The organism is Microbacterium sp. GXF7504 (assembly GCF_054798235.1).
Map to the genome: position 1 here is coordinate 448,199 of NZ_JBSJZI010000002.1, position 15,920 is coordinate 464,118.

Genomic DNA, 15,920 nt, shown 5'->3' on the forward strand with positions numbered 1-15,920 from the left:
GACTACGCTGTCCGGTCAGGAGGCCTCATGTCGCAGCACCCGCACGAGCAGTCCCGCACCCCGTTCGTCGGCAACACCGGCCCGCATCCGTGGCGTCGTCTGGTGTCCGTCGGCGACTCGTTCACCGAGGGCATCGGCGACCCGTCGCCCGACACGCCCGGGGGCAACCGCGGCTGGGCGGACCGTGTCGCGGAGGTACTCGCCGATCAGGTCGACGACTTCGCGTACGCGAACCTCGCGGTGCGCGGCAAACTCATCGGGCAGATCGTGGCCGAACAGGTCGAGCCGGCGCTGGCGCTGAAGCCCGACCTCGTGACGTTCTGCGCCGGCGGCAACGACGTGATCCGTCCCGGTACCGATCCGGACGAGATCGCGGAGCAGTTCGAGGACGCCGTGATCCGGTTGGGCTCGGACGGCGCGACCGTCGTCGTCTTCACCGGCATCGACGTCGGGTTCTCGCCGGTGTTCCGCCCGTTCCGCGGCAAGATCGCGATCTACAACGAGAACATCCGGGCGGTCGCGGAGCGGTACGACTGCATCGTCGTCGACCAGTGGGCGCTGAAGGAGATCCAGGACGCACGGTTCTTCGCCGACGACCGACTGCATCTGAACGCGCTCGGACACCACGAGGTGGCCCGTGCCGTGCTGCGCGCGCTGAACGTGCCGAACGAGCTCACCCCGATGCAACCCGAGCCGGTGCCGCAGCTGAACTGGCGCGCGGCGCGGGCGAACGACCTCGTCTGGGCGAGGACGCACCTCGTGCCGTGGGTGCTGCGGCGCCTGCGTCACCAGTCGTCGGGCGACCACGTGCTCCCGAAGCGCCCCGAGCCGGCGCCGCTGCGCCCAGCACCGCCGCACGACGCGGACTGACCGCGCCTCAGGCCGTGGGCGGATGCCGCAGCGCCCACAGGGCGACGGATGCGGCCGCGGCGACGTTCAGCGAGTCGACCCCGCCCGCCATCGGGATCGTGACGACGGTGTCGGCCGCGGCCAGTGCCGCACGGCTCAGTCCGTCCCCTTCCGCGCCGAGCGCGAACGCCACGCGCTCGGGCCGGGTCGCCGCGAACGCGTCGAGGGTGACCGCGTCGTCGGCGAGGGCGAGCGCCGCGAGATGGAATCCGGCGTCCCGGAGGGCCGGTCCGGCGTCGGGCCAGGCGGGCAGCCGTGTCCACGGCACCTGGAACACGGTGCCCATGCTCACCCGGACGCTCCGACGGTAGAGCGGGTCGGCGCACCGCTCCCCCACCAGCACCGCGTCGGCGCCGAGTCCCGCCGCCGCACGGAAGATCGCGCCGACGTTCGTGTGATCGACGAGGTCTTCGAGCACCACGACCGTGCGGGCCTCGGCGAGCACCGCGTCGAGCGGCGGCAGCGCGGGCCGGTGCATGGAGGCGAGCGCCCCGCGGTGCACGGCGTACCCGGTCACGCGTTCGGCGAGGGCCGCGTCCACGAGGTACACCGGCGCCGAGCCGGCGAGCCGCTCCGCATCCGGCAGCCACTTCTCCTGCACGAGCAGCGAGCGGGGGCGGTGCCCGGCCCGGACCGCCCGCTCGATCACCTTCGCCGATTCCGCGATGTACAGGCCGCCCGCCGGCTCGCTCACGCGCCGCAGCGCCACATCCGTGAGGTCGCGATAGTCGGCCAGCCGCGGGTCGTCCGCGTCGTCGATCCGTTCGATCCGCATCCCTCCATGCAACCACGCGACGCGGCGGCGGCCGTCCCGAAACATGACGGTAAACCGCCGGGCGTAGGCTCGGGGCAGGAGGTACCGTGCCCACGACGACCCAGTTCGATGCGCCCGCGACGGCGCAGCTCGGCCGTGCCGTCGACGCGCTCGCCGGTCGGAAGGTCGCGGTGCTCACCGGCGCGGGCGTCTCGACCGACTCGGGCATCCCGGACTACCGCGGCAAGGGCGCACCCGTGCGGACCCCGATGACCGTGCAGCAGTTCCTCTCCAGCGACCTCGCGCGCAAACGCTACTGGGCCGGCAGCCACCTTGGCTGGCGGCGCTTCGCGGCGGCGGAGCCCAACGACGGGCACCGCGCGCTGGCGGATCTGGAGCGCACCGGCTGCACCACCGGCGTCATCACGCAGAACGTGGACGGCCTCCACCTCCGCGCCGGCAGTCACCGGGTGGTCGAGCTGCACGGCACGATGCGCCGCGTCGCGTGCCTGCGGTGCGGCCAGGTGTTCGACCGGCGCGACCTCGCGGCGCGCGTCGAGGCCGACAACCCCTGGCTCGGCGGCGGCGAGGACCTCCCGCTCGGTCCCGACGGCGACGTGGCGCCCGAGTCGGTGGCGGACATGACGATCCCGGACTGCTCGGTCTGCGGCGGTGTGCTGAAACCCGACGTGGTGTTCTTCGGCGAGTTCATCCCGGCGGAGAAGTTTCGCGAGGCCGAGCAGCTCCTCCGCGGCAGCGACGCGCTGCTCGTCGCCGGATCGTCGCTCGTGGTCAACTCCGGCATCCGGTTGGTGGAACGGGCCCGTCGCCGTAGGCTTCCGGTCATCATCGTGAACCGCGGCGAGACCCGGGCCGATGCCCGCGCGACCGTCAAGATCGACGCCGGCACGACCGAGGTGCTCCGCGCGTTCGCGCAGATGCTCCCCGCCGCCCGCTGACCCGACCGGACCCCTGTGACCCGACTGCTCCTCATCCGCCACGGCGAGACCGACTGGAACCGCGCCCGACGCGTCCAGGGCGTGACCGACATCCCGCTCAACGACACCGGCCGCGCGCAGGCACGGGATGCGGCGGCCACCGTCGCGGACATGCTCGCCGGCGAGCCGGCCCTCATCGTCTCGAGCGACCTGCAGCGCGCGCTCGAGACCGCCCGCATCATCGCGGCGAGCCTCGCACTGCCGGAGCCCTGGACCACCCCGATGCTGCGCGAGCGGAGCTACGGCGACGCCGAAGGCATGGTGTTCGAGGAGTTCCACGCCCGCTTCGGCGCGTTCGGCGAGGCGGAGCCGACCGGCGCCGAGGACCGGAGCGCGGTCCGCGACCGCGCCGTGCGCGCGCTGCGCGACGCCGCCGCCGAGACGGTGCGGCGCGCCGACGAGGACACCACGCTCATCGCCGTCGCGCACGGCGGTCTCATCCGGGAGGTGCTCGGCCACGCGAGCGGCGGCACCGTGCCGGAGCCTGGGAAGCGCATCCCCAACGCGTCCGTGCACGAGCTGCTGGTCACCGACGACGACCTCCTGCTCCGGTCCCACGCGACCGTATGAACGACCGCCGCCCCGCCGAGTCCGGCCGCACGAGCCGCCGGGACTTCCTCCGCGTCGGCGGGCTCACGCTGGGCGGCCTCGCCGTCGGCGGCGGCGCGGTGGCCACGGCCGCCGCGTTGCGGGCCGAGCGCACCCCGGAGCGGGAGCCCGGCTTCGAGCACATCGTGGTGCTCATGGGCGAGAACCGCTCCTTCGACAACATGCTCGGGCACCTCTACACCCCGGACAGGCTGCCGTCGGGGCAGTCGTTCGACGGACTCGCGTTCGGCGACTACGCGAACACCGCGCCCGACGGCACGGTCATCCCCGCGCACGTCTACCGCGGTCCGACCGATCGCATCATGTGCTCGCCCGACCCCGATCCCGGTGAGACGTACCCGCATGTGAACACGCAGCTGTTCGGCACGGTCGACCCGCCCGAGAACGCGCACGCCTGGAAGCACGGGATCAAGCCGCCGTACAACACCCCGGCGCCGGGCGCGAAGCCCACCATGGCCGGCTTCGTGCAGGACTATCTCGTCAACCACCGGATCGTGAAGCGCGGCGCGGAGCCGACCCCCGAGGAGCTCGCGGTCATCATGGGCGGCTTCTCCCCCGGGATGCTGCCGGTGCTCTCGACGCTCGCCACCCAGTTCGCTGTCTTCGACCACTGGTACGCGGCGGTGCCGAGCCAGACCTACTGCAACCGATCGTTCTTCAACGCCTCCACCTCGCACGGGTTCGTCACGAACGGCGGCGACGGCGGGCGGGGCAAATGGCTCGACGTGCCGGAGTACGCGACCGTCTTCAACCGGCTCGAGGACGCGGGGCTGTCGTGGAAGGTCTACTTCGACAAGCTGCAGCTCGTGTCCCTCACCGGGATGCTGCACGCCCCCGCCCTCGAGGAGTACTGGCGCACCGGGCACTTCGCGCACATGGAGGACTTCTTCCACGACGCGAAGCACGGCACGCTGCCCGCGTACGCGTTCATCGAGCCGCGCCTGGTCTACAACCACAACGACTTCCACCCGCCGCACGGGCGGGTCCGCGAGGGCGACGCCGACGACGAGCAGGTGTTCGACTCGGCGATCTCCGATGTGCGGGCCGGCGAGGCGCTGGTCGCGTCGGTGTACGACGCCGTGCGCACCGCCGACTCGACGCACGGCTCGAACGCCCTGAACACGCTGCTGCTCATCACGTTCGACGAGCACGGCGGCACCTACGACCATGTGCCGCCGCCCTCCGCGACCCCGCCGCATCCGGCGGAGCAACCCGGCGAGATGGGGTTCACGTTCGACCGGCTGGGCGTCCGGGTGCCGGCGATCGCGGTCTCCGCGTACACGAAGGCGGGCACCGTCATCAACGACGAGATGCACCACGCCGCCGTGATCGCGACCCTCACCAGGATGCACGGGCTGGAACCGCTCACCGACCGCGACCGATCCGCGCGCGACCTCTTCGGCCTCGTGAACCTCACGACGCCGCGCGACCCGTCGACCTGGCCGACCGTCACCCCCGCGTACGTCCCGCCGCTCGAGGACGAGGACGCGGTCGCCGACCTGCAGTCCTCGCCGCGGCCGCTCACGTCGCCCGCGAAGGGCCTGCTCGGCCTGCTCCTCGAACGCTACGGCAAGGCCGGCGCACCCGAACCCGAGACCTACCACGACGCGTACGAGATCCTCGTCACGCACGGGCAGGGGCTCTTCGGCGCGCCGGCCGCTTCGCCGTCGCCGTCGCCGTCGGCCTGAGCGGTCAGCCGAGCAGCGCCCGTCCGGGTTCGCGGAGGATCCCTGCGACGTCGCCGAGGAACCGGGCCGCCTCCGCACCGTCGACGATGCGGTGGTCGAACGAGAGGCTGAGCGTCAGCACGTCGCGCAACGCCAACTCGCCCGCGTGCTCCCAGGGGCGGCGTCGGAGCGCGCCGACCGCCAGGATGCCGGACTCGCCCGGGTTGATGATGGGCGTGCCCGCATCCATCCCCAGCGCACCCACGTTGGAGATCGAGAAGGTGCTGCCGCTGAGGTCCGCGGGCGCGGTGCGCCCCGCGCGCGCGGTCTCCGCCAACTGGCGCAGGGCGACCGCCAGCGCCGGCAGCTCGAGCAGGTCGGCGTCGCGGATCACGGGCACGAGGAGACCACGTTCGGTCGCCGCGGCGACGCCGAGGTGCACGGCGCCGTGCTCGACGATCTCCCCCGCGTCCTCGTCCCACGACGCGTTCAGCGACGGCGTCCGCCGGAGCGCGAGCACGGTGGCCCGCGACACCACGGCCATCAGGTTGATCCGGGCGTCGCGCAGGACCGGGTCGTCCCGCCAGGACCGCAGCAGGTCGGTCGTCGCGGTCGCGTCGACGTCGAGGAACGCCGACGCGTGCGGGGCGGTGAAGGCGCTGCGCACCATCGCCTCCGCGGTGACCTTCCGCACCCCGCGCACCGGGATGCGGTGGTCTGCGCGTCCCCGGGCGAGGGGCCTGTCAGGGCCGGGCCCGCTGCCCCAGATGCGCGGGCGGCGGCGCGGCGGGGCGTCCGAGGCGGCCGCAGCGCCGTACCCGACCAGGTTCGGCCCGGGCGCCTCCGCGTCGGCCTGCGCCGGGGCGGTCCGCTCCTCCGGCGGCTCCGCGGCCGTCGGCTCGGCGGGCGCCTCCTCGGCGGGTTCCTCGCCCTCGGCGTCGACGGACACGAGCGGCGCGCCGACCGCCACGACGTCGCCCGCACGCGCGTGGAGCCCGCGGACCACGCCGGCGTACGGGGACGGGAGCTCGACGACCGCCTTGGCGGTCTCCACCTCCGCGAGGGGCTGGTTCAGCCGGACGGTATCGCCCTCTGCGACGTGCCACTCGACGATCTCCGCCTCGCGGAGGCCCTCGCCGAGGTCGGGCAGCAGGAACTGGAGGGTCATCGCGTCACCGCCGAGAAGCTGCTCGGCCGTCCGAGGGCGTGGTCGACGCCGTCGAGGATGCGGTCGAGGTCGGGCACGTGGTGCGCTTCGAGCCGTGCCGGCGGATACGGGATGTCCCACCCGGTGACCCGCACCGGCGCGGAGCGGAGCTCGTCGAAACAGGTCTCGACGACGCGGGCGACGATCTCGGCGCCCACGCCCGCCTCCCCCGCCGCCTCGTGCGCGACGACCAGGCGCCCGGTGCGCCGGACGGATGCGGCGACCGTCGCGAGGTCGAACGGCGACACCGAGCGCAGGTCGACGATCTCGAGCGAGACGCCGTCGGTCTCGGCCGCGGCCGCCGCGTCGAGCGCGACCGGGACGAGCGAACCGTAGGTCACGACCGTGGCGTCGGTGCCGGGCCGGACCACGCGGGCGACCCCCATCGGAGGTGCGTCGGCGAGCGGTCGCTCGAGGTCGACCTCCCCGGCGACGTGGTAGAGCCGCTTCGGTTCGAAGAACACGACCGGGTCGTCGCTCGCGATCGCCTGGCGGAGCATGGTGTACCCGTCCTGCGGGGTGGAGGGGATCACGACTCGGAGGCCGGCGGTGTGCGCGAAGTACGCCTCGGGCGACTCGGAGTGGTGCTCGGCCGCACCCACGCCACCGGCCCACGGCATCCGGATCGTGATCGGCATGGGCACCCGGCCCGACGTGCGGTAGTGCAGCTTCGCCACCTGGCACACGATCTGGTCGAACGCCGGATAGACGAACCCGTCGAACTGGATCTCCACGACCGGCCGGTAGCCGCGGTACGCGAGCCCGACCGCGGCGCCCACGATCCCCGCCTCGGCGAGCGGCGTGTCGACGACCCGGTCGGCGCCGTAGGTCGTCTGCAGGCCGTCGGTGATGCGGAACACGCCTCCCAGCCGACCGATGTCCTCGCCCAGGAGCAGGGTGCGCTCGTCGTCCGCGAGGGCGCGGTCGAGGCCGGCGTTCAACGCCTTGCCGAGGGTGAGCCTGGTCATGATCCGACCTCCGCGGCGTCGATGAACGAGTCCAGGTAGGCGCGCATCCGGCGCTGCTGCGCCTCGATGCCGGAGTGCGGTTCGGCGTACACGTGCTCGAGGATCGTCTCCGGCGGCGCGGTCCGGGCCCCGAGGCATGCGGCGCGCACCCGTGCGCACAGGTCGTCGGCGTCGGCCTCGACCGCCGCCGCGGTGTCGTCGTCGAACTCGCCGAGCGCCCGAAGGTACGACTCGAGCCGCGCGATGGGGTCTCGCTGCTCCCAGTAGGCGAGCTCCGCCGGATCGCGGTAGCGGGTGGGGTCGTCGGAGGTCGTGTGCGGACCCATCCGGTAGGTCACGGCCTCGATGAACGCGGGGCCCCGGCCGTTGCGCGTGTGGTCGAGCGCCCACCTGGTCGCGGCGAGCACCGCGAGGACGTCGTTACCGTCGACGCGGATGCTGGGGATGCCGTAGCCGGGTGCGCGCCGGGCGAGCGGCACCCGCGTCTGCAGCGCGACCGGCTCGGAGATCGCCCACTGGTTGTTCGTGCAGAGGAAGACCACGGGTGCGCCGAAGGACGCGGCGAAGGTCATGGCCTCCCCCACGTCGCCCTGGCTCATGGCGCCGTCGCCGAAGTAGGCGATGGATGCGGCATCCGCGCCGTCGCGCTGGATCCCCATCGCGTAGCCCACGGCATGGAGGCTGTGCGCGCCGATGATGATCTGCGGCACGGCCACGCCGATCGCGTTCGGATCGACCGAGGAGTGCACCTCGCCGCGCCAGGTCATGACGACGTCGGCCGGGGCGGCGCCGCGCGTCAGGAAGACCCCGAGCTCCCGGTAGGTGGTGAAGGCGAAGTCGTCCGTACGCAGCGCACGGGCGGAGCCGACCTGGGTGGCCTCCTGGCCCCGGCACGGCGGCCAGAGGCCGAGCTGGCCCTGCCGCTGCAGGGCGATGCCCTCGGCGTCGACCCGACGGACGAGCACCATGTCGCGGTGCAGTCCCCGCAAGGCCTCCGCGTCCAGGTCGGCGATCCAGGTGTCCAGGTGGCGGTCGGGACGACGCGTGCCGTCCGGTTCCAGCAGCCGGGCGACGTCGTCGAAGCCGTCGACCGGGGTCGTGAGGGGGGCCAGGGTGTGCACCATCGTCATCACCTTTCGCTGGGGGTGCTCCTTGTGGGCGCATCCCGAGTGGTGGCGGCGTCTTCGCCGTTGGGGCGACGATAGGTCCGGCTCGGGGCGGATTCAAGCATGTGCGCGGTCGTTGAGCATGTTGCCCATCGAAGCGCGGCTGCGGGCGGGTCTAGGCTGAGCACTATGCCCGGATTGGACCGCACCGACCTGGAACTCCTGCACGCCCTCTCGATGGACCACCGCGCCACCGTGGTCGCGTTGGCCGACCGGCTCGGGCTGTCGCGCAACACCGTGCAGGCGCGGATGTCGCGGCTGGAGGCGTCCGGGGTGTTCATGAGTTACGAGCGGGCGATCGCGACGGCGGCCCTCGGGTTCCCGATCCGCGCCTGCGTGACGGTGATCGTGCGGCAGCACGAGCTCCCCCGCATCCGGGAGTCCCTTGCAGAGATCCCCGAGGTGCTGCAGGCCCTCGGCCTCAGCGGCAGCGTCGACCTGCTCGCGCTGGTGGCATGCCGCGACACCCAGCACCTGTTCGACATCGACGCGCGCATCCTGTCGATCGACGGCGTCGAGCGCACCGAGACCTCGCTCGTGATGGACGAGGTGATCCCCTACCGGGTCACGCCGCTCATGGAGCTGGCACGACGGGAACCCTAGCCGCCTCTCCGACGGGTTCCGCGGCCGAGCGCCCGTCGAGCCGGACGAGGACGACGCCGGCGAGGAGCACGACCCCGCCCACCAGCTGGACGGGCGCGGGCGTCTCGCCCAGCAGCAGCCAGGCGAACCCGAGGGCGAAGAGCACCTCGGAGAGTCCGACGAACGAGGCGACGCGCGATCCGAGCATCGGCACCGCGACCACCCCGAGCGCATACCCGACCGTCGTCGCCACGCAGGCGACCCAGGCGATCGCGAGGACCCCCGGCAGTTCGAGTCCCGCGAGCACGACGGTCACCGCGGGAGCGGCGAAGGGCAGCACCCCGACCGCGCACAGCACCGCCATGAGGACCGCCCCGGTCACGAGTCCTCCGGCGGCCAGGGCGAGCGGCGGGAGATCGTCGCCGGTCCGCTCCGACAGCAGGAAGTACGCGCACACGCAGACCGCGGCGCCCAGGGCGAAGACGGTCCCGAGCAGGTCGAAGCGCGCGCCGGCGACGTCCACGACCAGCACGAGCCCGACGATCGCGAGCACCGAACCGATCATCACGGTCCGCGACGGCGCCCGGCGCGTGCGGACCCACGCCAGCAGCACGAGCAGCACCGGCGCCAGGTACTGGATGAGCAGGGCGACGGCGACCGGCATCCGCTGCATGGCGGCGAAGTAGAAGAGCTGGCAGCCCGCGACCGCCGTGAGTCCGAACCCGACGATCAGTCGCCAGCGCCGTCGGACGAGGCCCGGGTCGCGGCGCCATGCCCGCACGAGCGCGGGCGACAGGATGAGGGCCGCCACGCCCATGCGGACGAGCAGTGCCGCGCCCAGCGACCAGCCCGCCTCGAGCAGCGGCTTCACGAAGGGGCCGCTGCTGGAGAACGCCAGGGCGGAGGCGAGCCCGGCGAGAAGCCCGAGGGAACGGTGGCGCGGCGCGACGAGGGTCGGGACGGGCGCGGTCGAGGTGACCATGGCGGACTCCACTGTCAGGAGTGACGGGTGATTACACTGGTGACAGTATCGCTCGGCAACGTCAGGGGTCAACTTGGTCTTCAGTGATGACACCCGCGCCTCGCTCGCCTGGGCCGCGGACCTGGTCAACACCCTGCCCGGCACGGCGGATCCGGACGCGGACACGCTGCGGACGGTCGCCGATCTGCGCGCCTTCCTGCGCACCCACCCGTACTCGGGATCGGTACGGAAGGACGCGGCGGAACTGGCCGAGGTGCGGGCCATCCGCGAACCGCTCCGGGCGTTCTGGGAGCTGGACCGCGACGCCGCTGCGACAGCGGCGAACACGATGCTCGCCGGGGCCGGCGCGGTCCCTCAGCTCGTCCGTCACGACGAGTACGACTGGCACATCCACGCCACCTCCCCCGACGCACCGCTCCAGGTCCGCATCCTCGTGGAGACGGCCATGGCGATCTTCGACGTCGTGCGCGCCGACGAGTACGGACGGCTGCGGGTGTGCGAGGCCGACGACTGCGACGCCGTCTACGTGGACTACTCGCGTAACCGGTCGAAGCGCTACTGCGACACCGGCAACTGCGGCAACCGCATGAACGTCAACGCGTACCGTCGGCGACAGGCTGCAGGAACGGCCTGATCGCGTCCGCCGCCGCCTGCGGCGTCTCGTAGTGGATGAGGTGCCCGACGTCGGGGATCTCCACGAGTGCGGCATCCGCGAACAGTGTCCGGAGGCGCCGTTCGGCCTCGATCGGCGTGATGTCGTCTTGCTGCGCAGCGACCAGGAGCACGGGGACGTCGATCGCGCCGGCGAACTCGCTCACGTCGTGCGAGACCGAGGCGACGAAGGCGTCGTGCAGCACGTCGCGGTCGGCGAACCGGGAGAAGTACGAGTCGTGCTGGTCGTGGATGAAGGCCCGGAGCTCCTTCTCCTTCGTCTTCGCCATCGAGACGCTCATGACGCGCACGATCAGCCGGTTGCGCAGCAGCGCCTCGCCCAGCCGCCGGGGCAGTCGCGCCCCGGCCCAGTAGTAGAAGACCGCGAGTCGGGTGAGGACGCCGCGGGGCCCGGCGAGGGCGGGCGCCCCGATCGGGTTCACCAGCACGAGCCGCGGCGTCGGCAGCCCACCAGCCACCGCTGCGGCCGAGACGATGGACCCGAACGAGTGGCCGAGGATCACCGCACCGGGCGCGACGGCGGCGGTGAAGGCGCGCAGCCACGACGCGTAGACGTCGAGCGTGTGGGTGCGACCAGGCAGCGGCGCGGTCTCGCCGAAACCCGGGAGGTCGGGAGAGATCACCCGCACGCCCTCGAGGTGGGCGACCACCGGTTCGAGGCCGTGGTGCTCACCTCGGAACCCGTGGACTGCGACGACCGTCACGGGCGCGTCCTCCGGGCCGTACACCCAGTAGGCGGTGACACCGCCCGACACCTCCACCTCGCGGCGCTCGACGGGGATCGCGGCGAGCCGGTCGGCGTAGGGATGCGGTGCACTCACCGTTCGAGTCTACGGACCGGCCGTCCGCCGCGAGCCGCTGCCGGTCCGTGTCGGCACCGACCCGTACTGTCGAGGACATGGAGACCCGGCGACCCGAGCCACTGCCCCTCTGGGACGACGAACCCGACGCCGCCGACGCGCTCGTCCAGGACATCGCCGCGGCGGCCGCGCCCTCGCTCCCGGAATGGGTCCGCTCGGTGGGCGTGTTCGACCTCGAGACCACCGGGGTCGACGTGACGACCGACCGGATCGTGACGGCCCACGTCGGTCTGCTCGACGAGCACGGGAGGGTCGTCCGTGCGCAGGGCTGGCTGGCCGACCCGGGCGTCGACATCCCCGAGGGCGCCACCGCGGTGCACGGGATCACCGGCGAGCACGCCCGGATGCACGGGCGTCCGGCCGCCGAGGTGGTGGCGGAGGTCGTCGCAGCGCTCCGGGAGCTCCTCGACGCCGGCATCCCGGTCGTCGCCTACAACGCGCCGTACGACTTCTCCCTGCTCAAGCACGAAGCGATCCGGCACGGCGTGCCGCCGATCCTCTCCCCCGCGCCGGTGTTCGACCCACTCGTCGTCGACAAGCGGCTCGACCGCTACCGCCGGGGCAAGCGGACGCTCGAGGTGGTCGCCGCACACTATGCCGTCGTCCTCGAGGGTGCGCACGACGCCGCGGCCGACGCGGTCGCCGCCGGCCGCCTCGCCCAGGCCCTGGCCTGCCGCTTCCCGCTGCCCGCGACGGCGCACGAGCTCCACGTCCAGCAGGTCGCGTGGGCGCGCGAGCAGGCGGAGAGCCTCACCGAGTACTTCGTCCGCATCGGTCGCATCGACCCCGCCGAGGTGCTCGACGGGAGCTGGCCCATCCGCTGAGGCACCTTCGCCGGATACGACGAACGCCCCGCCGGAGCGGGGCGTTCGTGGAAGGCTGCTTACTTGCTGCCGAAGTTCTTGAAGCGCTGGTTGAACTTCTCGACGCGACCGGCGGAGTCCATGATGCGCTGCTTGCCCGTGTAGAACGGGTGCGACGCGGACGAGATCTCGACGTCCACGACCGGGTACTCGACGCCGTCGAGCTCGATGGTCTTGTCGCTCGTGAGGGTCGAGCGGGTCAGGAAGGTCTCACCCGAGCCGAGGTCGCGGAACACGACTGCCTGGTAGGTGGGGTGGATGTCAGTCTTCATGGGATTCCTTAGTTGCTGCCCTGGATTGTGCCAGGGACGAGGGAAGTCTGCGGTGACGAATGCACCAAGGGTCGAGTCTATCAAAGATCCGACGCCGTCGAGGACTCAGGACGTCGCGCGCGCCGCGTACCGGCCCTCGAACTCCGACAGCTGCACGTCGAGGCCGAACGTGGCGGAGAGGTTCTCCGCCGTGAGGGTGTCCCGGATGGGGCCCGAGGCCACGACCGCGCCGTCACGGAGGAGCATCACGTGCGTGAACCCGACGGGGATCTCCTCCACGTGGTGCGTCACCATGATCATCGCGGGGGTGGTCGGTGCCTGCGCGTAGCGGCCGAGCAGGCCGAGCAGCTCCTCCCGGGCGCCGAGGTCGAGACTCGCGGTGGGCTCGTCGAGCAGGAGCAGCTCGGGGTCGGTCATGACCGCCCGGGCGATCTGGACCCGCTTCTGCTCACCGTCCGACAGCGTGCCGAAGGTGCGGTCCGCGAGGTGGTCGAGCTTCCACTCGGCCAGCACCCGCAGGGCGCGACGCTCGTCGATCCGGTCGTACTGCTCGTTCCAACGTCCGAGGACCGCCATCGCCGCGGTGAGCACGACGTTCAGGACCGTCTCCTCCGGCGGCACCCGGCGGGCCATCGCGGAGGAGGCGAGACCGATGCGCGGGCGCAGTTCGAACACGTCCGTGCGACCGAGACGCTCACCGAGGATCGTCACGACCCCCGACGTGGGGTGGTCGAGCGACGCCGCGAGTTGCAGCAGCGTGGTCTTGCCGGCGCCGTTCGGCCCCAGCACCACCCAGCGCTGGTCGTCGACGACGTGCCAGTCCACGTGGGACACGATGTCCCGGGCGTTGCGGCGGACGACGACATCGGAGAGATCGAGCACCTCTGGCATGTCTCCAGCCTAGTCGCCGCAGTGGCGGCGACTCACCGCGACAGCACCTCCCGGTACAACTCCTCGGTCTGCTCGGCGATCCGCGCCCAGCTGAACTCGCGCGCCGCCCGCTCGCGCCCCGCCCGCCCGTACGCCGCCGCCTGCTCGGGGTCCGAGACGACCTCGGTGAGGACGCGTGCGAGATCCGCGACATAGCGATCCGGGTCCACCGGCGTGCCGGTGCCGTCCTGCACCTGCTCGATGGGAACGAGCCTGCCGGTCACGCCGTCGGCGACGACCTCGGGGATGCCGCCGGTCGCCGTGCCGACGACGGCGGCGCCGCACGCCATCGCCTCGAGGTTCACGATGCCGAGCGGTTCGTACACGGAGGGGCACACGAACGTGGTGGCCGCGGTGAGGATCGCGCACAGCTCGTGGCGGGGCAGCATCCGGTCGATCCAGACGACCCCTTCGCGGGTCGCCTGCAGGCCCTGCACGAGGCCCTCCACCTCCGCGAGGATCTCGGGCGTGTCGGGTGCCCCCGCGCAGAGCACCAGCTGCACCTCGGGCGGGAGGAGCGCCGCCGCCCGGAGGAGGTACGGCAGCCCCTTCTGGCGTGTGATGCGTCCGACGAAGACCACGGAGGGCCGTGCCGGATCGATGCCGTGGGCGGCCAGGAGCGCCGCTTCCTCGACCGGGTGCCAGGCGTCCACGTCGATGCCGTTGTAGATCACGCGCACCTTGTCGGGGTCGAGCGAGGGGTAGCTGCGGAGGATGTCCTCGCGCATCCCGCCGCTGACCGCGACGATCGCGGCCGCCCCCTCGTAGGCCGTGCGCTCGATGTAGCTCGAGACCGCGTACCCGCCGCCGAGCTGCTCCGCCTTCCACGGCCGGAGCGGCTCCAGGCTGTGCGCGGTGACGATGTGCGGGATGCCGTGCAGGAGCCCTGCGACGTGTCCGGCGAAGTTCGCGTACCAGGTGTGGCTGTGCACGACGTCGGCGCCGGCGACGTCGGAGACGATCTCGAGGTCCGTCCCGAGCGTCTGGATCGCGCCGTTCGCGGCGGCGAGTCCCGCCGGGACGCCGTACGCGGTCGTGCCCGGTTCGTCACGGGGTGCGCCGAACGCGCGGACCTCCACGTCGATGCGCTCGCGGAGGGCCTTCACGAGCTCCGCCGCATGGACGCCGGCACCTCCGTAGACCTCGGGCGGATACTCCTTGGTGACGATGTCGACGCGCATGTCAAGGACGCTAGTACAGCCCCTGGGATGCCCATAGTCTTGAGCAATGCCGGCCTCACCCAAAGTCTTCGGGATCATCCTCGCCGGCGGCGAGGGCAAGCGACTCATGCCGCTCACGGCCGACCGGGCGAAGCCCGCGGTCCCGTTCGGCGGTCAGTACCGACTCATCGACTTCGCGATATCGAACCTGATCAACTCGGGTCTCCAGCAGATCGTCGTGCTGACCCAGTACAAGTCGCACAGCCTTGACCGCCACGTGTCGCAGACCTGGCGGATGTCCCCCATGCTCGGTTCCTACGTCGCCTCCGTCCCCGCGCAGCAGCGGCTGGGGAAGCGCTGGTTCTCCGGGTCGGCCGACGCGATCCTGCAGAGCCTCAACCTCATCAACGACGAGAAGCCGGACATCGTGGTGGTCATCGGCGCAGACCACGTGTACCGGATGGACTTCCAGCAGATGATCGACGCGCACATCGAGTCCGGCGCGCGCTCGACCGTCGCCGGCATCCGCCAGCCGATCGCCCTCTCCGACCAGTTCGGCGTCATCGACGTCGACCAGCAGGACCCCACCCGCATCCGGGAGTTCCTGGAGAAGCCGCAGCATGCGACGGGACTGGCCGACTCCCCGGAGGAGGTCCTCGCCTCGATGGGCAACTACGTGTTCGACACGGACGCCCTCATCGAGGCCGTCGAGACGGACGGCGAGGTCCCCACCTCGAACCACGACATGGGCGGCGACATCATCCCCTACTTCGTGAACCGCGGCGAGGCCGCCGTGTACGACATGAAGCGGAACGAGGTGCCGGGATCGAACGCACGCGACCGCTCGTACTGGCGGGACGTGGGGACGATCGACTCGTTCTTCGACGCCCACATGGACCTCATCTCCACGCTGCCCGTCTTCAACCTCTACAACATGCAGTGGCCGATCCATTCGCAGCTGGTGAACTCCCCGCCCGCCAAGTTCGTCCGCGACGCCGTCGGCCGCATCGGGAACACGATCGATTCGATCGTCTCGCTCGGGTCCGTGCTCTCCGGCACGCACCTCGAGCGCAGTGTCGTCGGCGCATGGACGCTCGCCGGCGGCGGCTCGACCGTGACGGACTCGGTGCTGTTCGACCGGGTGCGACTCGGGGCCGGCGCCCGCATCCACCGAGCCATCATCGACAAGGACGTCGTGCTCGCCGACGGCGCCACGGTCGGTGTGGACCGCGAGCGGGATCTGGCGCGCGGGTTCACCGTCACCGATTCCGGCATCACGGTCGTCGGGAAGGGCGTGCACGTCGAGGCGTGATCACGGACC

General features: G+C 72.0%; 17 protein-coding genes. 8 read left to right on the forward strand and 9 right to left on the reverse strand.

Features of this window, described 5'->3' with window-relative positions; translation table 11 throughout:
* Window positions 1-27: 27 nt before the first annotated feature.
* Complete coding sequence (locus ACWAUO_RS06225) at window positions 28-870, forward strand: SGNH/GDSL hydrolase family protein (protein ID WP_460773956.1); 843 nt, start codon at window positions 28-30, stop codon at window positions 868-870.
* A 7-nt stretch (window positions 871-877) separates the two neighbouring features.
* Here the strand turns inward: ACWAUO_RS06225 and ACWAUO_RS06230 are convergent, their stop codons facing one another.
* Window positions 878-1,684, reverse strand: a complete 807-nt coding sequence (locus ACWAUO_RS06230) for a TrmH family RNA methyltransferase (RefSeq protein ID WP_460773958.1) — start codon at window positions 1,682-1,684, stop codon at window positions 878-880.
* Window positions 1,685-1,770: 86 nt separating this feature from the next.
* Between ACWAUO_RS06230 and ACWAUO_RS06235 the strand changes: the two genes are divergently transcribed.
* The 3 genes from ACWAUO_RS06235 to ACWAUO_RS06245 are packed head-to-tail and all read left to right on the forward strand — an operon-like array spanning window position 1,771 to window position 4,958.
* Window positions 1,771-2,622, forward strand: coding sequence for a Sir2 family NAD-dependent protein deacetylase (locus ACWAUO_RS06235; RefSeq protein WP_460773959.1), 852 nt, complete (start codon window positions 1,771-1,773; stop codon window positions 2,620-2,622).
* 15 nt (window positions 2,623-2,637) lie between these two features.
* The gene (locus ACWAUO_RS06240) at window positions 2,638-3,231 is read left to right on the forward strand and encodes a histidine phosphatase family protein (protein ID WP_460773961.1); all 594 of its coding nucleotides are present in this window, start codon (window positions 2,638-2,640) and stop codon (window positions 3,229-3,231) included.
* On the forward strand, window positions 3,228-4,958 hold the full coding sequence (locus ACWAUO_RS06245; RefSeq protein ID WP_460773962.1) for an alkaline phosphatase family protein: 1,731 nt from the start codon (window positions 3,228-3,230) through the stop codon (window positions 4,956-4,958). Before ACWAUO_RS06240 ends, ACWAUO_RS06245 begins: the two co-directional genes overlap by 4 nt.
* Before the next feature lie 4 nt (window positions 4,959-4,962).
* On the opposite strand, the gene ACWAUO_RS06250 is transcribed toward ACWAUO_RS06245, so the two are convergent.
* The 3 genes from ACWAUO_RS06250 to ACWAUO_RS06260 are packed head-to-tail and all read right to left on the reverse strand — an operon-like array spanning window position 4,963 to window position 8,242.
* Window positions 4,963-6,105, reverse strand: a complete 1,143-nt coding sequence (locus tag ACWAUO_RS06250) for a dihydrolipoamide acetyltransferase family protein (protein WP_460773964.1) — start codon at window positions 6,103-6,105, stop codon at window positions 4,963-4,965.
* Window positions 6,102-7,112 (reverse strand): alpha-ketoacid dehydrogenase subunit beta, encoded by a 1,011-nt coding sequence (locus ACWAUO_RS06255; RefSeq protein WP_460773967.1) that lies wholly within the window; start codon window positions 7,110-7,112, stop codon window positions 6,102-6,104. Before ACWAUO_RS06255 ends, ACWAUO_RS06250 begins: the two co-directional genes overlap by 4 nt.
* Window positions 7,109-8,242, reverse strand: coding sequence for a thiamine pyrophosphate-dependent enzyme (locus ACWAUO_RS06260; protein ID WP_460773968.1), 1,134 nt, complete (start codon window positions 8,240-8,242; stop codon window positions 7,109-7,111). The genes ACWAUO_RS06255 and ACWAUO_RS06260 overlap by 4 nt, the downstream gene beginning before the upstream one ends.
* Before the next feature lie 165 nt (window positions 8,243-8,407).
* On the opposite strand from ACWAUO_RS06260, the gene ACWAUO_RS06265 reads away from it, so the two are divergent.
* Window positions 8,408-8,881 (forward strand): Lrp/AsnC family transcriptional regulator, encoded by a 474-nt coding sequence (locus tag ACWAUO_RS06265; protein WP_460773970.1) that lies wholly within the window; start codon window positions 8,408-8,410, stop codon window positions 8,879-8,881.
* Here ACWAUO_RS06265 and ACWAUO_RS06270 read toward each other — a convergent pair.
* Window positions 8,853-9,842, reverse strand: coding sequence for an EamA family transporter (locus ACWAUO_RS06270; RefSeq protein WP_460773971.1), 990 nt, complete (start codon window positions 9,840-9,842; stop codon window positions 8,853-8,855). The genes ACWAUO_RS06265 and ACWAUO_RS06270 overlap by 29 nt on opposite strands.
* A 73-nt stretch (window positions 9,843-9,915) precedes the next feature.
* Here ACWAUO_RS06270 and ACWAUO_RS06275 point away from each other — a divergent pair, with 73 nt between their 5' ends.
* Window positions 9,916-10,476, forward strand: coding sequence for a CGNR zinc finger domain-containing protein (locus ACWAUO_RS06275; RefSeq protein WP_460773973.1), 561 nt, complete (start codon window positions 9,916-9,918; stop codon window positions 10,474-10,476).
* On the opposite strand, the gene ACWAUO_RS06280 is transcribed toward ACWAUO_RS06275, so the two are convergent.
* Window positions 10,436-11,335 carry an alpha/beta fold hydrolase gene (locus ACWAUO_RS06280; RefSeq protein ID WP_460773974.1) on the reverse strand — a complete coding sequence of 300 codons (900 nt, stop codon included), beginning with the start codon at window positions 11,333-11,335 and terminating at the stop codon, window positions 10,436-10,438. The two genes, ACWAUO_RS06275 and ACWAUO_RS06280, sit on opposite strands and share 41 nt — an antisense overlap.
* Window positions 11,336-11,412: 77 nt before the next feature.
* Between ACWAUO_RS06280 and ACWAUO_RS06285 the strand changes: the two genes are divergently transcribed.
* Window positions 11,413-12,198: an exonuclease domain-containing protein gene (locus tag ACWAUO_RS06285; RefSeq protein ID WP_460773976.1), complete on the forward strand. Its 786-nt coding sequence runs from the start codon at window positions 11,413-11,415 to the stop codon at window positions 12,196-12,198.
* Window positions 12,199-12,257: 59 nt separating this feature from the next.
* Here ACWAUO_RS06285 and ACWAUO_RS06290 read toward each other — a convergent pair whose 3' ends face one another.
* The 3 genes from ACWAUO_RS06290 to glgA form a co-directional block, all read right to left on the reverse strand.
* Window positions 12,258-12,509, reverse strand: coding sequence for a type B 50S ribosomal protein L31 (locus ACWAUO_RS06290; protein WP_460773977.1), 252 nt, complete (start codon window positions 12,507-12,509; stop codon window positions 12,258-12,260).
* Between the two features lie 105 nt (window positions 12,510-12,614).
* Window positions 12,615-13,400 carry an ABC transporter ATP-binding protein gene (locus ACWAUO_RS06295; protein WP_460773979.1) on the reverse strand — a complete coding sequence of 262 codons (786 nt, stop codon included), beginning with the start codon at window positions 13,398-13,400 and terminating at the stop codon, window positions 12,615-12,617.
* A 32-nt stretch (window positions 13,401-13,432) separates the two neighbouring features.
* Window positions 13,433-14,620: a glycogen synthase gene (gene glgA, locus ACWAUO_RS06300; protein WP_460773980.1), complete on the reverse strand. Its 1,188-nt coding sequence runs from the start codon at window positions 14,618-14,620 to the stop codon at window positions 13,433-13,435.
* 46 nt (window positions 14,621-14,666) lie between these two features.
* Here glgA and ACWAUO_RS06305 point away from each other — a divergent pair, with 46 nt between their 5' ends.
* Window positions 14,667-15,911, forward strand: coding sequence for a glucose-1-phosphate adenylyltransferase (locus tag ACWAUO_RS06305; protein WP_460773982.1), 1,245 nt, complete (start codon window positions 14,667-14,669; stop codon window positions 15,909-15,911).
* The last annotated feature ends 9 nt before the right edge of the window (window positions 15,912-15,920 follow it).

What these genes read in the sequence shown, in the direction of transcription:
- ACWAUO_RS06290 (WP_460773977.1), bottom strand. Translation starts at nt 12,509, where the DNA reads ATGAAGACTGACATCCACCCCACCTACCAGGCAGTCGTGTTCCGCGAC.
- ACWAUO_RS06245 (WP_460773962.1), top strand. Translation starts at nt 3,228, where the DNA reads ATGAACGACCGCCGCCCCGCCGAGTCCGGCCGCACGAGCCGCCGGGAC.
- ACWAUO_RS06260 (WP_460773968.1), bottom strand. Translation starts at nt 8,242, where the DNA reads ATGACGATGGTGCACACCCTGGCCCCCCTCACGACCCCGGTCGACGGC.
- ACWAUO_RS06250 (WP_460773964.1), bottom strand. Translation starts at nt 6,105, where the DNA reads ATGACCCTCCAGTTCCTGCTGCCCGACCTCGGCGAGGGCCTCCGCGAG.
- glgA (WP_460773980.1), bottom strand. Translation starts at nt 14,620, where the DNA reads ATGCGCGTCGACATCGTCACCAAGGAGTATCCGCCCGAGGTCTACGGA.
- ACWAUO_RS06255 (WP_460773967.1), bottom strand. Translation starts at nt 7,112, where the DNA reads ATGACCAGGCTCACCCTCGGCAAGGCGTTGAACGCCGGCCTCGACCGC.
- ACWAUO_RS06295 (WP_460773979.1), bottom strand. Translation starts at nt 13,400, where the DNA reads ATGCCAGAGGTGCTCGATCTCTCCGATGTCGTCGTCCGCCGCAACGCC.
- ACWAUO_RS06225 (WP_460773956.1), top strand. Translation starts at nt 28, where the DNA reads ATGTCGCAGCACCCGCACGAGCAGTCCCGCACCCCGTTCGTCGGCAAC.
- ACWAUO_RS06285 (WP_460773976.1), top strand. Translation starts at nt 11,413, where the DNA reads ATGGAGACCCGGCGACCCGAGCCACTGCCCCTCTGGGACGACGAACCC.
- ACWAUO_RS06270 (WP_460773971.1), bottom strand. Translation starts at nt 9,842, where the DNA reads ATGGTCACCTCGACCGCGCCCGTCCCGACCCTCGTCGCGCCGCGCCAC.
- ACWAUO_RS06230 (WP_460773958.1), bottom strand. Translation starts at nt 1,684, where the DNA reads ATGCGGATCGAACGGATCGACGACGCGGACGACCCGCGGCTGGCCGAC.
- ACWAUO_RS06265 (WP_460773970.1), top strand. Translation starts at nt 8,408, where the DNA reads ATGCCCGGATTGGACCGCACCGACCTGGAACTCCTGCACGCCCTCTCG.
- ACWAUO_RS06305 (WP_460773982.1), top strand. Translation starts at nt 14,667, where the DNA reads ATGCCGGCCTCACCCAAAGTCTTCGGGATCATCCTCGCCGGCGGCGAG.